The sequence below is a fragment of the Sphingomonas canadensis genome (assembly GCF_026013525.1).
GTDB lineage: Bacteria > Pseudomonadota > Alphaproteobacteria > Sphingomonadales > Sphingomonadaceae > Sphingomonas > Sphingomonas canadensis.
The window spans coordinates 1-16,387 of record NZ_JAPDRA010000014.1 but is presented as its reverse complement, the minus strand read 5'-3'; the positions used below and the strand labels follow the sequence as shown (position 1 = coordinate 16,387).

The following is a 16,387-nucleotide window of genomic DNA, read 5'->3' as shown; positions in this document are numbered from 1 at the left end:
TTCGGCGAGATGTATGTGCCGCCCCCGGCAGGATCATCATGCATGTCGCGCATGCAGCATTCGCCATATGAGACAAATGATCCGCTTGTCTTGCCGAGCATGCTCGATTTCTGCATGGTTATCGCAGGAGAGGGTTCGGGATATGATCAGCCGGAGACAGGTGCTCGTCGGTGGCGGGGGCGGATTGGCCGCAGCGGGGCTGGGGCCGGCGGCACCGCCCGCGCGCGGCAGGGAGATGGGCGGGCGGGCGCATGCGTTGGCGCTGTTCCTCTACGACGGCGCTATCCCGGGGGCCGATGCCGCCGCGCGGGTCGCGGCAGGGGCGGGCGTCCCGGCCGCCGCGTTCGGCGGCGACATCGGCGTTCCCTGGCTGGAGCTGGTCGCGCCGCTTTGGCGGGCGGCCCCGGTGCCGGTGGCGGGGATCACCGATGGCGGCGCGCTGTTCTGTCTTGAGCAGCTCGCCCGCGGCCATGGCCTTTGCTGCACCGTGCGGCTGGCGCTGCCCGTGGCGGGCGCCGCCCGGATTGAGGCGGCGGCGCGCGCGCTGCTGGGCGCGGCGGAAGGGGCGCCGCTGCGGCGCGATTCCGCCGGCCCTGCGAACCTGCCCGTCGCATGGCTTCTCCAGCCCATTGCCAGGAACGTCCGATGAAGCTTCCCCATGACGTAAGCCCCGCCGCGTTCGATCGCGCGGTGGCGGGATTCAAGGCCGCGGTCGGCCCCGAATGGGTGTTCACCGCCGAAGAGGATGTCGCGCTCTATCGCGACGCCTATTCGCCCTTGTGGGGCGAGCCGGAGGAACGGGTCGCGTCCGCTGCGGTCGCCCCCGCGAATGTGGAGGAGGTGCAGGCGGTGGTCCGCGCGGCCAACCAGGCGCGGATGCCGATCTATCCGATCTCGACGGGCAAGAACCTGGGCTATGGCGGATCGGCCCCGGCGCTTTCGGGAAGCTGCGTGGTCGATCTGAAGCGGCTCGATCGCGTGCTAGACATCGACGAGGACAATGCCTCCGTCCTGGTCGAGCCGGGCGTCAGCTATTTCGACCTGTATCGGGAGATCCGCGCGGCGGGCGCGAAGCTGTGGATCGATTGCCCCGATCCGGGCTGGGGCAGCCCGATCGGCAACGCGCTGGATCGCGGCGGCGGCTATACCCGCGCGCAGTTCCGCAACCATTTCGACGCGCATTGCGGGATGGAGGTGGTGCTGCCCAGCGGCGAGCTGTTGCGCACCGGCATGGGCGCGATGCCCGGGGCGAAGACGTGGCAGCAGTACAAGCCCGGCTTCGGCCCGTGGATCGACGGGCTGTTCTCGCAATCGAACTTCGGCATCGTCACCAAGATGGGCTTCTGGATGATGCCCGAGCCCGAGGCGTGCCTGATCGGCCGCATCTATGCCGACCGTTATGAGGATCTGCCCGCGCTGGTGCGCATCCTGACGCATCTGGAGAATGCCGGGATCGTCAACGGCATGCCGGGGCTGGGCAGTCCGCTGCTCCAGCGCCGCGTGCCCGCCGATCCGCAGGGCGACAACCCGAACGGCGCCGCGCCCGTGGACCAGGCGCTGCACGACGCCTTCTACGCGGGCGATTCGGCGTTGATCGCCGATCGCGTGCGGCAGACCGGCCGGGCCTGCTGGAGCGCGCTCGTCAAATTCTATGGGCCGGAGAAGCTGGTGCGGCTGCAATGGCAGATCGCCAAGCGCCATTTCGCCGCGATCCCCGGCGCGCGGGCGGGCAAGCCCGAGATCTACGGCTTCCCCCTGACCGACGCGCAGCTTGAGAAGGTCCACAAGCCGACCTTCGGCATCCCCAGCCTGAGCGTGTTCAACTTCGGCATCCGCACCCCGAACCGTCCCGAGCCGCTGGTGGGGCATCAGGCCTTCTCCCCCGTCATCCCGCGCACGGGCGAGGCGATCATCGAGGCGAACCGCCTGTTCGCGCGCGTGCTGAAGGAGGAGGGGCTGCCCGTGCCGCCGTTCAGCCTGCCGGGCAGCGTGTGGGAACGCACCGCGATGCTGATCGTGATCTTCCCGGTCACCCGCGATCCGGAGACGAACCGTAAATATCGCAGCGCGATGCGGCGGCTGATCGCCGAATCGGCCAAGCGCGGCTGGGGCGAGTATCGCACCCCGGTCACCTATTACGACGCGGTGATGGAGACCTATTCGTTCGGTGACCACGCGCTCCGCCGCTTCCATGAGACGGTGAAGGACGCGATCGATCCGAACGGCATTCTCTCGCCGGGCCGCTACGGCATCTGGCCGCGCCGCAATCGCACGGGAGGGGGCGCATGAACCGCCTGCTGCCGCTCGCCGGGGCGATCTTCCTCGCCGTCATCGCGATCTACCAGTACAGCCGCCCGGCGCCGCGCGCCGCCGGGCCGCAGACTGCCGCCAAGGGCGTGGCTGCCGCTTCGCGCGGGCAGCAGGTGTTCGACAAATGGTGTGCCGCCTGCCACGGCCGCGGACCCGGGCATCCGGGCACCCAGTCGCTGGAGCTTCGCTACAAGGGCGATCCGCCGGGCGCGCTGGAGGACCGCACCGATCTGGCGCCCGAGACGACGGCCGCCTTCGTCCGCCACGGCTTCGCGCTGATGCCGCCGTTCCGCAAGACCGAGATCAGCGACGCGGACCTGGCCGAGCTGTCCGCCTATCTGGCGAAGAAGCGGTGATGCGCGGCCCGGCGATCGCCGCGCTGATGCTGCTGGGCGCCTGTTCCGGACCCCGCGTCACCCATTTCGATCCGGCCGGCCCGAAGCCCGCCGGGATCGCCGCCGATGCGCGCGCGCCGTTCAGCGCGTCGGTGCTGGCCGGCGATACGCTCTATCTTGCGGGCGTGCTCGATCTCGATCCCGCGACGCGCAGGCCCGGCACCAACGCGCCGGAGAGCGCCCGTCTGGTGATGGAGGCGCTCAAGCGTTCGGTGGAGGCGGCGGGGATGACGATGGACGATCTCGTCTGGGTCCAGGTCTTTGCCACCGATCTTTCGAGCTTCGATGATTTCGGCGCGGTCTACAGCGGCTATTTCACCGGGCCGTTGCCTGCGCGCAGCTTCGTGGGCGTCGCCGGGCTGATGGGTGGGGCGCGGTTCGAGGTGAACGGAATCGCGGTGCGGCGGCGGCGCGGCTGATGCGCCTGCGCTGGTTGCTCGCCGCGGCGGCATGCTGGATCGCGAGCCCGGCGCGGGCGGACGATTGCAGCCCCGCCGCGATCGGCCGCATCGCCGCCGATGCGCCGGTGGCGATCCTGTCCGCCGCGATCGAGCAACTGCCGGAGGGCGCGGGACGCTATTGCCTGGTCCGCGTCCGCGTGGGGGGCAACGTCAATATCGCGATCGGGCTGCCGATGGACGGGCGCTGGAACGGGCGGCTGCTGGCGGGCGGGGCTGGGGGCTATGCCGGGCAGGCACGGCCGCCCGTCCGTGCCGTTGCCAGGGGCTATGCCGGTGTGGAGACCGACACCGGCCATCCCGCGGGCCGGCGCGACCTGGACGATACGCCCGCCGATGACTGGCGCGAGACCAGCGGCGCCTTTGCGATGCGCGCGCCGGGCGTGCCGGACATCGCGCTCCGCGAGGATTTCGCGCACCGCTCCGCCCATCTGATGGCGGTGGTGGCGCGGCAGGTGGTGCAGGCCTTTTACGGGAGCCCGGTGCGCCACGCCTATTGGAGCGGATGTTCGACCCAGGGCAGCCACGGGCTGCGCGCGGCGCGACAGCATCCGGAGGATTATGACGGAATCCTGGCGGGCGATCCGGCGATCCATTTCGGGCAGGTGATGGCCTTTCAGCTCTGGCCGCAGGTAGTGATGAAGGACCGGCTGGGCGGACCGATGCTGCCCGCCAAGCTGGAACTGGCGACGGCGCGCGCGGTGGCGGCGTGCGACATGCGCGACGGGCTGGCGGACGGCATCCTCACCGATCCCCGGCGCTGCCGCTATCGCGCGGCCGGGGACCGCGCGGTGGTGCGCGAGCGCTGCGCAGCGGGAGACGGCACCTGCCTCAGCCCCGTTGAGGCAGGCGCGATCGACGCGATCTGGCGCGGGCCGGAGGATGGCGGCGGCAAGCTGCTTTGGCGCGGGATCGAGCGGGGCGCGCCGCTGGGGCTGCTCGCCGGTACTGCACCCTTTCCCTATGCCGTGGCCCAGCCGCGCTACTGGGTCTATCTCGATCCCGCCTGGGACTGGCGCGGCGTCACGATCGGGAGCTATCCGGAATTCTTCGCGCGCAGCGTGGCGGCGGTGAACCCGGTGATGGCCGCGGACGATCCGGATCTCGACCGCTTCTTCGCGCGCGGCGGGCGGGTGATGCTTTATCACGGGTTCAACGACGCCGGCATCCTGCCGCATGGTTCGATCGCCTGGTATGAGGCGGTGGCGCGGCGGATGCGCCTGTCGCGGCGCGGCATCCAGTCGCGGATGCAGCTCTATCTGTTCCCCGGCACCGGCCATTGCGGGGGCGGGGAGGGGGCGCAGCCGCCGGTCGAGCGGATGCTCGACGCGCTGGTGGACTGGGTGGAGAAGGCCGCTCCGCCGCAGGGCCTGACCGCCGAGCGCGCCGCCAAGGACGGCCGGGGCGGTTCGCGCCCGGTCTGCGCCTATCCCGCGCTGCCCTATTACCGCGGCCGGGGCGACCCCGCGCTCGCGTCCAGCTTCCGCTGCCGCTGACGCCCCGATTGAGGCTTGCGCGACAGGCATGCTGTGCCATCATCGCGGCATGCTGCTCAGTCCCCGGCCTTTCGCAAGCCGCGCGCGCTTGCCCGCCTGATGGCAACGCCGGCGCTCGACGGGCTGGGCATGCCGCTTGGGGACGGGCTTGCCGATCTGGTGCCGGACAGCATCATCGCGTTCGATGCGGACGGCATCATCCGCCTGTGGAATCGCGGCGCCGAACAGCTCTTCGGCTGGATGGCGGAAGAGGCGATCGGCCAGCCTGCGGACGCATTGCTGGCGACGAGCCATCCGTTCGGGCTGTCCTTCATCGCCGACGCGCTGGCCGCCGATGGCGAATGGAGCGGTGAGCTGTTCCGCACCACCGCCGGGGGGCGGGAGCTCTACCTGTCGGTGCGGCGTATCCTGCGCCGCGATGCGCACGGCCGGGGCGCCCTGACGATCGAATGGGCGCGCGATGCGCATCAGGTGAGCGAGGGCGAGATTTCCGCGCATCGCTTCTCCAACCTGTTCCACGCGATGGCCGCCGCCTTTTGGGAGCTCGATTTCTCGGACGTGCGCAAGGCGATCGGCGGCCTCGTCGCGGCGGGGGAGACGGACATCCCCGCCTATCTGCGCGCCAACCCGGACTTCATCGATCGTGCGATCCGGATGGTGCGCGTGATCGACGTGAACGAAAAGGTGCTGGAGATGTACGGCCTGCCCTCGCGCGAGGTGGCGCTGGCCGGGCCGATGGACTGGGCCTGGCCGCGCGAGAGCCGCTGGGTCTTCGCCGAATCGCTCGTCGCCGCCGCCGAGCGCCGCGACAGCTTCAGCGTCGAGACCGCGTTCGATACCTGGGACGGGCGCCGCATCGACGGGTTGTTCACCGTCTGCTGGCCGACCGACCACAAGGCGCGCGGCACCGTGCTGGTCGGCGTGATCGACATCACCGATCGCAAGCGCGCGTTCCAGGAGCTGGAGGCGAGCGAGGAGCGCTATCGCACGCTGTTCGAACATATGCCCGTGGCGCTGCTCCAGCTCGACATGCAGCCGCTGTACGACCGGCTGGGGGAGCTGGCGCGCGCGGGCGTCGCCGATCTTGCCGCCTATGTCGAGGATACGCCGGGCTTCCTGGACGAGGTGCTTATGCTGCCGCAGATCCAGGAGGCGAATATCGAGGGGCTGCGCCTGCTGGGCGTGGACAGCGTGGAGGAACTGCGCGGGCCAATCGTCTGGGCCTGGCGCGAACGGCCGGAGACGATCCGCCGATCGCTGGCGGCGCGGCTGCGCGGCGAACGGCAATATTCGGAGGAGACGGTGATCACCCGGCCGGACGGCACCCCGGTGGACGTGATCTACACCATGGCCTTCCCGCCTGCGCTGATGCAGCGCGGCTTCAACGTCGTCGGGCTGGTGGACATCAGCGAGCGCAAACGGGCGGGCGAGGCGTTGCGGCGGAGCGAGGAGCGTCTGCGCGCGATCCAGGCCGAATTCTCGCACGCATCGCGCATATCGACGCTGGGCGAGCTGACCGCCTCGATCGCGCATGAGGTGAACCAGCCGCTCGCCGCGATCGCCGCTTCGGGGCAGGCCAGCCTGCGCTGGCTTGACCGGGCGGAACCCGATCTGGCCGAGGTGGTGGCGCTGGCGGGCGATATCGTGGCCGATGCGAACCGGGCGAGCGACATCATCGCGCGCATCCGCGGCATGGCGATGAAGCGCGATCCCGATCCCCGCCCGCTGGCGCTGAACGCGATGGTGGAGGAAGCGCTGCTGATCGTCCGGCACGAGGCGCTGGGCCGCGATGTGGCGATCGAGACGCGCTTCGCGGAGGGGTTGCCGCCGGTTTCGGGCGATCGCGTGCAGCTTCAGCAGGTGGTGGTGAACCTGGCGCTGAACGCGATCCAGGCGATCGCTGGCGCGGGGCGGGAGGAGCGGCGCGTCTCGGTCTCCACCGCTGCGGGCGCGGGCGATACGGTGGAGATATTGGTGCGCGACAGCGGGCCGGGAATAGCGCCCACGGACCTGGGCCACCTGTTCACCGGATTCTTCACCACCAAGGAGAGCGGCATGGGCATGGGGCTGGCGATCTGCCGCTCGATCGTCCAGTCGCACGGCGGCAGCATCGGCGCGGAGAATGTCCCTGGAGGCGCCTGTTTCCGCGTCACCCTGCCGCTGGCAGGCGGATAGAGTCTGACCTGTTTAGTCGCGGCCTGCTCCCCCACCGGCAGGCTATTCTATTGGTGGCCGGGCGGGGGAGTGCGCTGGTGCCGATGCCGCCAAGGGCGGACGGAATCTAATCGACCTTCAGCCGTTCGGCCATCTTGACGAGGTCGGCCAGCGTGCGCGCTTCCATCTTCTTCATCGCGGAGGCGCGGTAGAGCTTCACCGTGATCTCGCTCAGCCCCAGGTCGAACGCCGCCTGTTTGTTGAGCCGCCCGGCGGTGACCAGCGCCATCACCTGCTTCTCGCGCTGGGTGAGCGCGTCGTAGCGATGGCGCAGGGCGCCCAGTTCGCCGTCGGCCTTGCGGCGGCGGGCGTCGATCTCGATCGCGACGGCCACCGCATCGAGCAGGTCCTGGTCGCGGAACGGCTTGGTCAGGAAGTCGATCGCCCCTGCCTTCATCGCGCGGACCGACATGGGCACGTCGCCATGGCCGGTGATCATGATCACGGGCATGCGGATGCCGTGCGATTCGAGCTGGGCGTGGAAATCCAGCCCGCTGATCCCCGGCAGCCGCACGTCGAGCAGCAGGCACGACGGCAGGTCCGCCGGCACCGTCGCCAGAAAGGCGGCGCAGCTTTCATAGACCTCTGCTCCGATGCCCACCGATCGCAGCAGCGCGGATACCGCGCGCCGCATCGAGGGATCGTCATCGATCACATGGACCATCGCGGTCGCTTCCATCGCCATCACTCTATCCCCTGGCCGGGACGCGGGCAAAGCCGGCCGATGATCCATGTTGCGATACATCAGGTTCCTCCGGTCGCTGCTTCGAGGTGGGCGAGGAGTTCGTCGGCGTCGAAGGGCTTGCTCAGCACGCACCGCGCACCCCCGGCGATCGCGCGGCGCAGGTCGCCGGGATCGGGATAGGCGGTCATCACCAGCACTTCGAACGCGGGATTCCTGCCGCGAAGCGCGGCCTGCAGGTCCAGGCCGTTCATCCCCGGCATATGGATGTCGGTGAGCAGCGCGGACGGCAGGGGCAGGCTCGCGTCGTCGAGGAACGCCTCGGCGCAATCGAACAGGCGGACGTGATAGCCCGCGGAACGCAACAGGCGAGCGACACCGGTTCGGATCGAACGATCGTCGTCGACCACCGCGATGATGGGCGGATCGGTCAAGCTCGCTTCCAGGCGGCAATCATGTTCAAGTTCAAGGCTCCATCCGGCCCTTGGCGGGGCCGGTGCCCGGGGTTTCCCGCACCTGCGCGTGCGCGGCAACTATACGAAGGTTGGTGCGGCCCTCCGCGCTCTGCCCGGGGAGGGGATACGAACGGATAATGGCGCCGCCGCCGGGGCCGCGCGACAAGGGCGCCGCGCCTGGTTCCCCAACCCCCAAGCCAGCCGGGCGTGACGCGCATCGGTGCCCCCCGATGCCACCCGCCGGGCGGGCCGGCAGCCTTTCCCCCCCAAGGCGCCGGCCCGCCCGTCTTTCCCCGCTATCCCGTCAGCATCGGCCTGCCACCATCCAAAGGTATAGCCCGGGCAGGCGATCGTTGAATTTCGCAGTGGCCGGGCGAGGCATAGGCTTTGGGGGCATCAGCAACGGAGCCCGGCCATGAACGCCCCGCCGACCGCCATTTACGACCCGCAGCGCACGGCGCTGCTGTTCGTCGATCCCTACAACGACTTCCTCGATCCCGCGGGCAAGCTGTGGCCGCTGGTGGCCGCCACGGCCGAGCAGACGAACCTGCACGCCAACCTGCGCGCCACGCTGGCCGCCGCGCGCGCCGCGGGCATCGCCGTGTTCATCGTGCCCCACCGCCAGTGGGAGCCGGGCGACTTCGCCGGATGGGATCATCCCACGCCCTATCAATTGGGCGCCGCCGGGGCGCAGGCGTTCGCGCGGGGAAGCTGGGGCGCCCAATGGCATCCCGATTTCGCGCCGTTGCCCGGCGATACGATCGTCAAGGAACATTGGGGCGGCAGCGGCTTCGCCAACACCGATCTGGACATGCTGCTGAAGCAGCGCGGGATCACCCATGTCGTGCTGATCGGCCTGATCGCGAACACCTGCATCGAGACAACGGGCCGGTTCGCGGCCGAGCTTGGCTATCACGTCACGCTGGTGCGTGACGCCACCGCGGCGGCCAGCCCGGAGGCGCTGCACTGCGCGCATGAGATCAACGGCCCGACCTTCGCGCACGCGATCCTGCCTACCGCCGGCCTGATCGCCGCGCTCTCTATCGCCGAACCCGCCTGAAAGGAGGCCACCCATGACCATCGAACTGCTCGCTCCCGCCGCCGCCGAGGCGCCCACGCGCTTCGTCGAGCGCCACGGCCGCCGCATCGCCTATCGCGAGACGGGCAGCGGCACCCCGCTGATCCTGTGCCTGCGCTTTCGTGGCGTGCTGGATAGCTGGGACCCGGCGTTCCTCGACGCGCTGGCTGCGGAATTCCGCGTCATCACCTTCGACTATTCGGGCCTGGGCCAGTCTGGCGGCGCGGCCAGCTATCGCGCCGAGGTGATGGCGCGCGACGCGATCGACCTGGCCGATGCGCTCGGCATCGAGAGTTTCGCCGTCGGCGGATGGTCGCTGGGCGGGATGGCCGCGCAGGTGGTGACCGCGATGGTGCCCGAACGGGTCACCCATCTGGTGCTGATCGGCACCACCCCGCCGGGCCGCGTCGAGCATCCGTCCGAGGCGGCGTTCCTGGAACATGCGCTGAAGCCGGTGAACGACCTGGCGGACGAGGAGATACTGTTCTTCGAGCCCGCCAGCGCCTCCAGCCGTGCGGCGGCTGCGGCATCGAACGCCCGCATCGCCGCGCGCTCGGCAGACCGCAGCCCGCCGATCGCGCCGGAGACCTATCTGGCGCTGCTGCAGGATCGCCACGCGGAGGACCTGTTCCCCGATGCCGGCGGCTATCGCGATTTCCTGGCGAATTGCGGCATCCCGATCCTGGTGATCGCCGGGGATCACGAGATCGTGTTCCCCACGCCCAACTGGTTCGCGCTGAACCGCGTGTGGAAGAGCCTGCACCTGATGGTGCTGCCCCAGATGGGTCATGGCCCCCAGCACCAGGCGCCCGAATTCGTGGCAGACCTCATCAAGAGCTTCGTCCGCACGCGCCAGCGCGCGGACGTGGCGGCCTGACCGGAGGCGCTGGCATGCCGCGCACGATCGTGCTCGTCCACGGCGCATGGGTAACGCCCGCGAGCTGGCAGCCGTTCCGGCAACGGATCGAGGCTGCCGGCCATGTGGTCCACACGCCCTCCTGGCCGCTGATCGAGGGGCTGGACGCCCGGACGATCAACGCCGCCGTGCCTGCCGGATTCGGCGCGCTGGCGCTGGGCGAGATCGTCGATCATCTTGCCGCCTTCATCGCCGCGCTGCCGGAGCAGCCGGTGCTGATCGGCCATTCGGTCGGCGGGCTGCTGATCCAGCTCCTGCTCGATCGCGGGCTGGGATCGGCGGGCGTCGCGCTCAACCCGGTTCCGATCGGTGGCATCGTTCCTGGGCCGGCTGCGCTGCGCGCGATCGCGCCGATCGTGCTGCGGCGCGAAGGGTGGCGGCGCCCCTATGCCTTTGGCCGCCGCCGGTTCGGCGCGCTCTATGCCACCGGTGCGCCAGAGGCGCTGGTCGATGCCGCCTACGCCGGATATGTGATCCCGGCGCCTGGCCGGATATTCCATCAGGTCGCCGCCTGGCAGGGCAACCGGATCGATCCCGCGCGCCGCCGCCAGCCGCTGCTGATCACCGGCAGCGATCGCGACCGGCTGGTGTCGCCCTATCTCTCGCGCGCGGCCTATCGCATCCAGCGGCGCTCTCCCGCGCCCACCGATTTCGTGCTACTCCCGGGGCGTTCGCACCTGCTGATCGCGGAGCCCGGATGGGAGGCCGTGGCCGATCTGGCGCTCGCCTGGATCGATGAGGCGCTGGCCCGGCATGTCCGGCCCGTGCCTGCGGCGCCCGTGCCGCCCGCCTGGGTGCCGGTGCTGGCGGGCTGAGCCACCATACCAAGGTATGGTGCCGCCCGCCCCAGGTGTGATGGCGCAGCGCAGGTCCGGAGTGCCAGACAGGGCGTACCGGAGCCCAGCCAGGAGCGAAGCGATGCAGCAGGACCACGGATTGCCCCTTGCACGGCGCACGATGCTTGCCGGCGGCCTCATGGCGGCCGGGATCGCGGCGCTTCCCCCACAACTCGTTGCAGCCACCCTGAAGGAAGGAACCATGACCATGGGCACGATCACCACCAAGGACGGCACCGAGATCTTCTACAAGGACTGGGGGCCGAAGACCGCCCAGCCGGTGATGTTCCACCATGGCTGGCCGCTGACAGCGGACGATTGGGACGGCCAGATGATGTTCTTCCTGGCGCATGGCTATCGCGTGATCGCGCACGATCGGCGCGGCCATGGGCGCTCCACCCAGACCTGGGAAGGCAATGAGATGGACACCTATGCCGCCGACGTCGCGGCGTTGACCGATCATCTGGGGCTGAAGGACGCGATCCATATCGGCCATTCCACCGGCGGCGGGGAGGTGGCGCACTATGTCGCCCGCGCAAAGCCGGGCCGGGTGGCCAAGGCGGTGCTGATCGGCGCCGTCCCGCCGATCATGCTCAAGACGCCCGCCAACCCCGGCGGGCTGCCGATCGAGGTGTTCGACGGCTTCCGCGCGGCATTGGTGGCGAACCGCGCGCAATTCTTCCTCGATGTGCCCTCGGGGCCTTTCTACGGCTACAACCGGCCGGGCGCGAAGGTGGATCAGGGCGTGATCTGGAACTGGTGGCGCCAGGGCATGATGGGCGGCGCCAAGGCGCATTACGACTGCATCAAGGCGTTCAGCGAGACCGATTTCACCGAGGACCTGAAGGCGATCACGGTCCCCACGCTGGTGATGCACGGCGACGACGACCAGATCGTGCCCTATGCCGACAGCGCGCCGTTATCCGCCAAGCTGCTGAAGAACGGCACGCTCAAGACCTACAAGGGCCTGCCGCACGGGCTCTGCACCACCCACCCCGATGTGGTGAACCCCGATCTGCTCGCCTTCGCGAAGGCGTGAAGCCATCCCCTCGAATCAAGGAGATGTTCCCATGACCCGGACCATCCTGCTGATCCACGGCGCCTGGCTCAATTCTCGGAGCTGGGAAGGATTCAAGGCGCGGTATGAGGCGGCGGGCTACACCGTCCTCGCGCCCGACTGGCCCTATGACGATCGCTCGCCGGAGGCGCTGCGCGCGTCGCCGCTGCCCGAGCTGGCGCGGCTGAGCCAGCGCCAGATCGTCGCGCATTATGAGGCGATCATCCGCGCGCTGCCCGAACCCCCGATCCTGATCGGCCATTCGCTGGGCGGCGTGGCGGTGCAGCACCTGCTGGATCGCGGGCTGGGCGCGGCGGGCGTGGCGATCGATCCCGCGCCCACGCCGGGGGTGCCGCTCGGGCCGCATGCCATCTGGTCGGCGCTGCCGGTGTTCCTCGATCCGCTGAGCTGGCGAAAGTCCAAGGTGATGTCGCGCCGCTTCTTCCGCCGCCGCTTCGCCCAGACGGCGCCCAGCGACCAGGCGGACGCGCTCTACGACCGCTACATCGTGCCCACCCCGGGGCGCGTCTATTGGAACGGCGTGGTCAACGCGATGAAGATCCGGTGGGACAATCCCGCGCGCCCGCCGCTGCTGCTGATCGGCGGCGAGAAGGATCTGATCGCCGACGCCGGCATGACGCGCGCCATCTACAACCACCAGAAGCGCGCGCCGAGCGCGACCGAGCTGCGCATCCTGAAGGGCCGTTCGCACTGGACCTGCATCGACGCGGGCTGGGAAGCGGTCGCTGATCTTGCGCTCGACTGGGCCGTCGCGCACCTGCCCGGGGCGCCCGGCGAGCGGGTGCCCGGGGCGGCTGCCGTCGCGGCCTGACGGAACGGCCGGTCCACAGCCGTTCAGGCGAGCGGGCCGGCCTCCGCCGTAATCGCCTCGCCGTCCGCGCCCCGCTGCCGGGATGTCGTGGCGCAGGCCCATGCGGCGGCGGTCCAGCTCGTCCGGGCGTGCGATCGGCGCGAAGGGCAGGCCGAGCCGGTCGCGCGTGGCGATCAGCGTCTCCCGCGGCGTCCCGGCGAACAGCGCGCGTACCCGCGGCAGGATCACGTCGCGCGCCTGCACGCGCTGGTTGTTGAGCGCATAGTCCGGATCGTCATGCAACTTCGCGATCAGCACGCTGGCCTTCTGGAACATTCCGCTGTTCCAGCGCCTGTGGGGCTGGAACGTGGCGGAGACCGGCGCGGTCACCGGCCTGTTCTATTTCACCGCGCGTCCGGACTTACGCGAGGAAAGCCAAGCGGGCGGATGCCCGCGCCGGCGCGTGAGGCCCAAGCAGATAATGGCGCGCCCTGTAGGAGCGCCTTCAAACTCACTATTCAGTATCTTGGAGGAATGGAACGCCGTTCTCCAGCATACCAGCCTTGGCAGGGACGATCCTCTAACCGCTAAAGAAAGGAAGGATGGTGGCGCACCTCGCGCCGCCGCCCAAGCTGCCAGTCTGAGGCCCTGAGCGGCATGAGCGCCGCGCTTGTGAGCAAGCACAAGAGGCGCGCAGCGCCCTTGTCGCTTCGCCTGATCGCGGCGATTGCCGCGCTCGCCCTGCTGGTGGTGATTGCCATCGGTGATGCCGGTCCCGCCGGCATCACGCTGACTTCGCTCTTCTCGTTCGCCGCGTTCTTCGTGGCCCTGTTCTACTGGATCGGCGGCGCGGTGCGCGCGCTGGCCCAGAAGCCCACAACCTTCGGCTCCGCCGAGTGGGCGAGCCTTCCCTATCTCGAAGAGCACGGCATCACGGGTAGCTCCGGTATTCGGCTGGGGGTGTTTCCCGCCAAGGATGGGAAGTGTCCGCTGACGGCGGAGTATTTTCAGGCGCTGTGCGGCGTCACCACCGTTTGGAATCTCTCCACCGCCATCGCCACCGCGTTCGGCACGTCGAGCGATCCCAAGGGCGGCATCTCCTCCAATCGTTCAACGACGCACACGCAAAACGCGGCGGCGGCGCAGCGCCAGCTTGCCTATGCCGACGAACTGATGCGGCTGCACAAGACCAAGCAGATCATCTTCATCGAAAGCCTCAACCCGATCATCGGCACCAAGGTGCCGTGGTTCGAGGATGCCGAGCTGAAATGCCTCGGCCACAACCTGCACCGCACCTAGTCGCTCGCATCTACGGAGTGAAACAGCATGAGCAGCGAACGGCCCAAGAATCCGTTCTCGCTGGCCCCGGATCGGACATCGTTCGCGGTGTCCGATCTGAAGCAGGCCCGCGATCAGTCATTCGACAAAACGAGACCATCACCGGAGCGCCAGCCGGAGTAGACGATCCGCGACAAGGACAATGCCCAGCCGCGCCCGAAACCGCTGATGCACATCGACAATCCGCGTCTAGCCCCGCCAGGCATGAGCGGTATTCGCCCGTCCTTGAATCCGCCACCCGCGCGGGAGCAAAACAACGCGCCGTCACAGCGCCCTTCGCTGAACCGCGAACTTGGCAAACCCAGCGACGTAAACAAGGAGTTCAAGTCACTAGCCGGACCATCGCAGGGCAAGGATCGAGGCGTAGATCGGTAGGGACGAGCGGGCTGATATGGATATTTTCGGGTAAGTTTTTGGCTATTTGCCGCCTCCAATTGCCTTTATGGATATTTTTGGGTATATTTTTGGGTATGAGTCTCAACACCGATACCCTGACCATCACGCCCGCAATCCTTTCACTCATCGCTGAGATCGATGAGTTCAAGGGCGCGTGGCGCGCACTGGGCACGCTTGCTCCCGAGCGGTTGTCGGCTCTGCGCCGCGTCGCCACCATCGAAAGCATCGGTTCCTCGACCCGTATCGAAGGCAGCAAGCTTTCCGACAAGGAGGTCGAGCGCCTCCTGTCGAACCTCGAAATCAGGAAGTTCGCCAGCCGCGACGAGCAGGAAGTCGCGGGCTACGCCGAGGTCATGGAGACGGTGTTCGCGCATTTCGACGCGATCACGCCCACGGAAAACCATATCCGGCAGCTGCACCGCGATCTGCTGGTGCATAGCGCCAAGGACGAGCACCATCGCGGCAGCTACAAGACCAACATCAATCATGTCAGCGCGTTCGATGCCGATGGAAAGGAAATCGGCATCGTGTTCGAAACGGCAACGCCGTTCGACACGCCGCGTCTCATGACGGAGTTGGTTGGCTGGCTCGATGCGACGCTGAAAGAACAGAGCCTGCACCCGCTGCTCGCCATTGCGATCTTCGCCGTCGTGTTCCTTGAAATCCATCCGTTTCAGGACGGCAACGGGCGGCTCTCGCGCGTGCTGACGACACTCCTGCTGCTGCGCAGCGGCTATGCCTATGTGCCGTATAGTTCGCTGGAAAGCGTCATCGAGCAAAGCAAGGAAGGCTATTATCTCGCGCTGCGCCGGACCCAGGGCACAATCCGCACGGACACGCCCGATTGGCAGCCGTGGGTTGAGTACTTCCTGCGCGCGCTGCAACAGCAGAAGAAGCGCCTAGAGGGCAAGATCGAACGAGAGCGGATCATGATCGATACGCTGCCCAACCTGTCGCTACAGATACTCGACCTCGCAAAAGAGCATGGAAAGCTTACGGTCAGTCAGATCGTCAGCCTCACCGGGGCGAACCGCAACACAGTGAAAAAGCATCTGCAATCGCTCGTGTCAGCTAGCCATCTGATTCAGCACGGAACCGGCAAGGGTACTTGGTACGGCAGGGCGTAAGCCGACTGTGGTTTATGCTGATTGACGAACTTCCCTCAGCGCGCGGTTGAAGAAGTGACGAGTAGCCCTTTCCCGGGCATCCGCGTCTGTAAGAACAATATTCCGCATTTCGTTGTCACGCTGGAACATGCGGATCGCACCCTGGAAGAAGGCTTGGGCAAAGGCGGTGTAAACGACATCTGGGGGGTTGTTGCGCAACATTTCTGCAAGATCATCGCCCAAAATCTCTTCGTTCACGTGCTCGAAACGAAGCATGTCGGCTTCGGTAAACTGCGTTCCGTGACGTTCGTTGAACGCCTTAACAATCTCTGAAAGCTCTTTTTTCTCGTCCTCGGTGTAGGGCTTAGCTCCAAACTCACTGATCGCTTCGAGCGCCGCCGTGTTGCCTGCAACGAGCGAGGCGTTGCCGTGCTCCTTCTGTTCAACTTTGAACTTTTGTAGCCTGAGCATGTCGTCGGTGATTTCGATTTCCGGCGGAATCTGCCGGTTGGGAAGCAGGCGCGCGAGCCATGCCGCATAGGAATAAAGCTTCTCCAAGCCCGTGTCCTCCAACTTCATCACCTGCGCGACGAAGCTGTAGAAGCGCATGTAGCTGCGCAGAAGCTGGCGGAACTCTTCCTGCCGCCCCTCATCGTCATCGGTTTCAAACCGGGCAACGGCTTGACGCACCAGCCCTTCAAGCCGCGCACGATTTTTGACCCTGGTCCCGATTTGTATCCGGCCAGAAGGAGAGATCTGGCGCTTCATCGGCCGGGGTTAACCCCGGCCGATGAAGCAAATTCGGTCGGTGTCATGAACCCCAGGGATGTGTGAGGTCG

Annotated in this window: 17 protein-coding genes; 14 read left to right on the top strand and 3 right to left on the bottom strand. The window is 67.9% G+C overall.

Annotated features, from left to right (window positions below):
- The first annotated feature begins 142 nt into the window (after positions 1-142).
- From OM513_RS19515 to OM513_RS19490, 6 genes are all read left to right on the top strand, one after another.
- A complete protein-coding gene (locus tag OM513_RS19515; RefSeq protein ID WP_264946454.1) occupies positions 143-649 on the top strand; it encodes a hypothetical protein in 507 nt (168 codons plus the stop codon).
- Positions 646-2,289 carry an FAD-binding oxidoreductase gene (locus OM513_RS19510; protein WP_264946453.1) on the top strand — a complete coding sequence of 548 codons (1,644 nt, stop codon included), beginning with the start codon at positions 646-648 and terminating at the stop codon, positions 2,287-2,289. The genes OM513_RS19515 and OM513_RS19510 overlap by 4 nt, the downstream gene beginning before the upstream one ends.
- Entirely contained in the window at positions 2,286-2,666 is a 381-nt protein-coding gene (locus tag OM513_RS19505; RefSeq protein WP_264946452.1) for a c-type cytochrome, read from the top strand. The genes OM513_RS19510 and OM513_RS19505 overlap by 4 nt, the downstream gene beginning before the upstream one ends.
- Positions 2,666-3,124: a RidA family protein gene (locus tag OM513_RS19500; RefSeq protein ID WP_264946451.1), complete on the top strand. Its 459-nt coding sequence runs from the start codon at positions 2,666-2,668 to the stop codon at positions 3,122-3,124. The genes OM513_RS19505 and OM513_RS19500 overlap by 1 nt, the downstream gene beginning before the upstream one ends.
- A complete protein-coding gene (locus OM513_RS19495; RefSeq protein ID WP_264946450.1) occupies positions 3,124-4,659 on the top strand; it encodes a tannase/feruloyl esterase family alpha/beta hydrolase in 1,536 nt (511 codons plus the stop codon). Before OM513_RS19500 ends, OM513_RS19495 begins: the two co-directional genes overlap by 1 nt.
- Positions 4,660-4,758: 99 nt before the next feature.
- Complete coding sequence (locus tag OM513_RS19490) at positions 4,759-6,834, top strand: PAS domain-containing sensor histidine kinase (RefSeq protein ID WP_264946449.1); 2,076 nt, start codon at positions 4,759-4,761, stop codon at positions 6,832-6,834.
- A gap of 106 nt (positions 6,835-6,940) precedes the next feature.
- Here the strand turns inward: OM513_RS19490 and OM513_RS19485 are convergent, their stop codons facing one another.
- Entirely contained in the window at positions 6,941-7,558 is a 618-nt protein-coding gene (locus tag OM513_RS19485) for a response regulator transcription factor (protein ID WP_319951628.1), read from the bottom strand.
- A gap of 59 nt (positions 7,559-7,617) precedes the next feature.
- Positions 7,618-7,989 carry a response regulator transcription factor gene (locus tag OM513_RS19480; protein WP_264946448.1) on the bottom strand — a complete coding sequence of 124 codons (372 nt, stop codon included), beginning with the start codon at positions 7,987-7,989 and terminating at the stop codon, positions 7,618-7,620.
- A 436-nt stretch (positions 7,990-8,425) separates the two neighbouring features.
- Between OM513_RS19480 and OM513_RS19475 the strand changes: the two genes are divergently transcribed.
- The 8 genes from OM513_RS19475 to OM513_RS19440 all read left to right on the top strand — a co-directional run bounded on the left by OM513_RS19475 (position 8,426) and on the right by OM513_RS19440 (position 15,569).
- A complete protein-coding gene (locus tag OM513_RS19475) occupies positions 8,426-9,070 on the top strand; it encodes a cysteine hydrolase family protein (RefSeq protein ID WP_264946447.1) in 645 nt (214 codons plus the stop codon).
- 13 nt (positions 9,071-9,083) lie between these two features.
- On the top strand, positions 9,084-9,965 hold the full coding sequence (locus OM513_RS19470) for an alpha/beta fold hydrolase (RefSeq protein ID WP_264946446.1): 882 nt from the start codon (positions 9,084-9,086) through the stop codon (positions 9,963-9,965).
- 14 nt (positions 9,966-9,979) lie between these two features.
- Entirely contained in the window at positions 9,980-10,819 is an 840-nt protein-coding gene (locus OM513_RS19465) for an alpha/beta hydrolase (protein WP_264946445.1), read from the top strand.
- A gap of 229 nt (positions 10,820-11,048) precedes the next feature.
- Positions 11,049-11,879, top strand: a complete 831-nt coding sequence (locus tag OM513_RS19460) for an alpha/beta fold hydrolase (protein WP_264946494.1) — start codon at positions 11,049-11,051, stop codon at positions 11,877-11,879.
- 31 nt (positions 11,880-11,910) lie between these two features.
- The gene (locus tag OM513_RS19455; protein WP_264946444.1) at positions 11,911-12,729 is read left to right on the top strand and encodes an alpha/beta hydrolase; all 819 of its coding nucleotides are present in this window, start codon (positions 11,911-11,913) and stop codon (positions 12,727-12,729) included.
- Positions 12,730-13,365: 636 nt separating this feature from the next.
- Entirely contained in the window at positions 13,366-14,007 is a 642-nt protein-coding gene (locus tag OM513_RS19450; RefSeq protein ID WP_264946443.1) for a type IV secretory system conjugative DNA transfer family protein, read from the top strand.
- A 27-nt stretch (positions 14,008-14,034) separates the two neighbouring features.
- Positions 14,035-14,169 carry a hypothetical protein gene (locus tag OM513_RS19445; RefSeq protein WP_264946442.1) on the top strand — a complete coding sequence of 45 codons (135 nt, stop codon included), beginning with the start codon at positions 14,035-14,037 and terminating at the stop codon, positions 14,167-14,169.
- Between the two features lie 347 nt (positions 14,170-14,516).
- Positions 14,517-15,569 (top strand): Fic family protein, encoded by a 1,053-nt coding sequence (locus OM513_RS19440; RefSeq protein ID WP_264946441.1) that lies wholly within the window; start codon positions 14,517-14,519, stop codon positions 15,567-15,569.
- A gap of 12 nt (positions 15,570-15,581) precedes the next feature.
- Here the strand turns inward: OM513_RS19440 and OM513_RS19435 are convergent, their stop codons facing one another.
- A complete protein-coding gene (locus OM513_RS19435) occupies positions 15,582-16,316 on the bottom strand; it encodes a hypothetical protein (protein ID WP_264946440.1) in 735 nt (244 codons plus the stop codon).
- Positions 16,317-16,387 lie beyond the last annotated feature (71 nt).

Excerpts from the sequence above, each read along its gene's own strand:
- OM513_RS19515 (WP_264946454.1), top strand. The coding sequence starts at position 143 with ATGATCAGCCGGAGACAGGTGCTCGTCGGTGGCGGGGGCGGATTGGCC.
- OM513_RS19510 (WP_264946453.1), top strand. The coding sequence starts at position 646 with ATGAAGCTTCCCCATGACGTAAGCCCCGCCGCGTTCGATCGCGCGGTG.
- OM513_RS19505 (WP_264946452.1), top strand. The coding sequence starts at position 2,286 with ATGAACCGCCTGCTGCCGCTCGCCGGGGCGATCTTCCTCGCCGTCATC.
- OM513_RS19500 (WP_264946451.1), top strand. The coding sequence starts at position 2,666 with ATGCGCGGCCCGGCGATCGCCGCGCTGATGCTGCTGGGCGCCTGTTCC.
- OM513_RS19495 (WP_264946450.1), top strand. The coding sequence starts at position 3,124 with ATGCGCCTGCGCTGGTTGCTCGCCGCGGCGGCATGCTGGATCGCGAGC.
- OM513_RS19490 (WP_264946449.1), top strand. The coding sequence starts at position 4,759 with ATGGCAACGCCGGCGCTCGACGGGCTGGGCATGCCGCTTGGGGACGGG.
- OM513_RS19485 (WP_319951628.1), bottom strand. The coding sequence starts at position 7,558 with ATGGCGATGGAAGCGACCGCGATGGTCCATGTGATCGATGACGATCCC.
- OM513_RS19475 (WP_264946447.1), top strand. The coding sequence starts at position 8,426 with ATGAACGCCCCGCCGACCGCCATTTACGACCCGCAGCGCACGGCGCTG.
- OM513_RS19470 (WP_264946446.1), top strand. The coding sequence starts at position 9,084 with ATGACCATCGAACTGCTCGCTCCCGCCGCCGCCGAGGCGCCCACGCGC.
- OM513_RS19465 (WP_264946445.1), top strand. The coding sequence starts at position 9,980 with ATGCCGCGCACGATCGTGCTCGTCCACGGCGCATGGGTAACGCCCGCG.
- OM513_RS19460 (WP_264946494.1), top strand. The coding sequence starts at position 11,049 with ATGGGCACGATCACCACCAAGGACGGCACCGAGATCTTCTACAAGGAC.
- OM513_RS19455 (WP_264946444.1), top strand. The coding sequence starts at position 11,911 with ATGACCCGGACCATCCTGCTGATCCACGGCGCCTGGCTCAATTCTCGG.
- OM513_RS19450 (WP_264946443.1), top strand. The coding sequence starts at position 13,366 with ATGAGCGCCGCGCTTGTGAGCAAGCACAAGAGGCGCGCAGCGCCCTTG.
- OM513_RS19445 (WP_264946442.1), top strand. The coding sequence starts at position 14,035 with ATGAGCAGCGAACGGCCCAAGAATCCGTTCTCGCTGGCCCCGGATCGG.
- OM513_RS19440 (WP_264946441.1), top strand. The coding sequence starts at position 14,517 with ATGAGTCTCAACACCGATACCCTGACCATCACGCCCGCAATCCTTTCA.
- OM513_RS19435 (WP_264946440.1), bottom strand. The coding sequence starts at position 16,316 with ATGAAGCGCCAGATCTCTCCTTCTGGCCGGATACAAATCGGGACCAGG.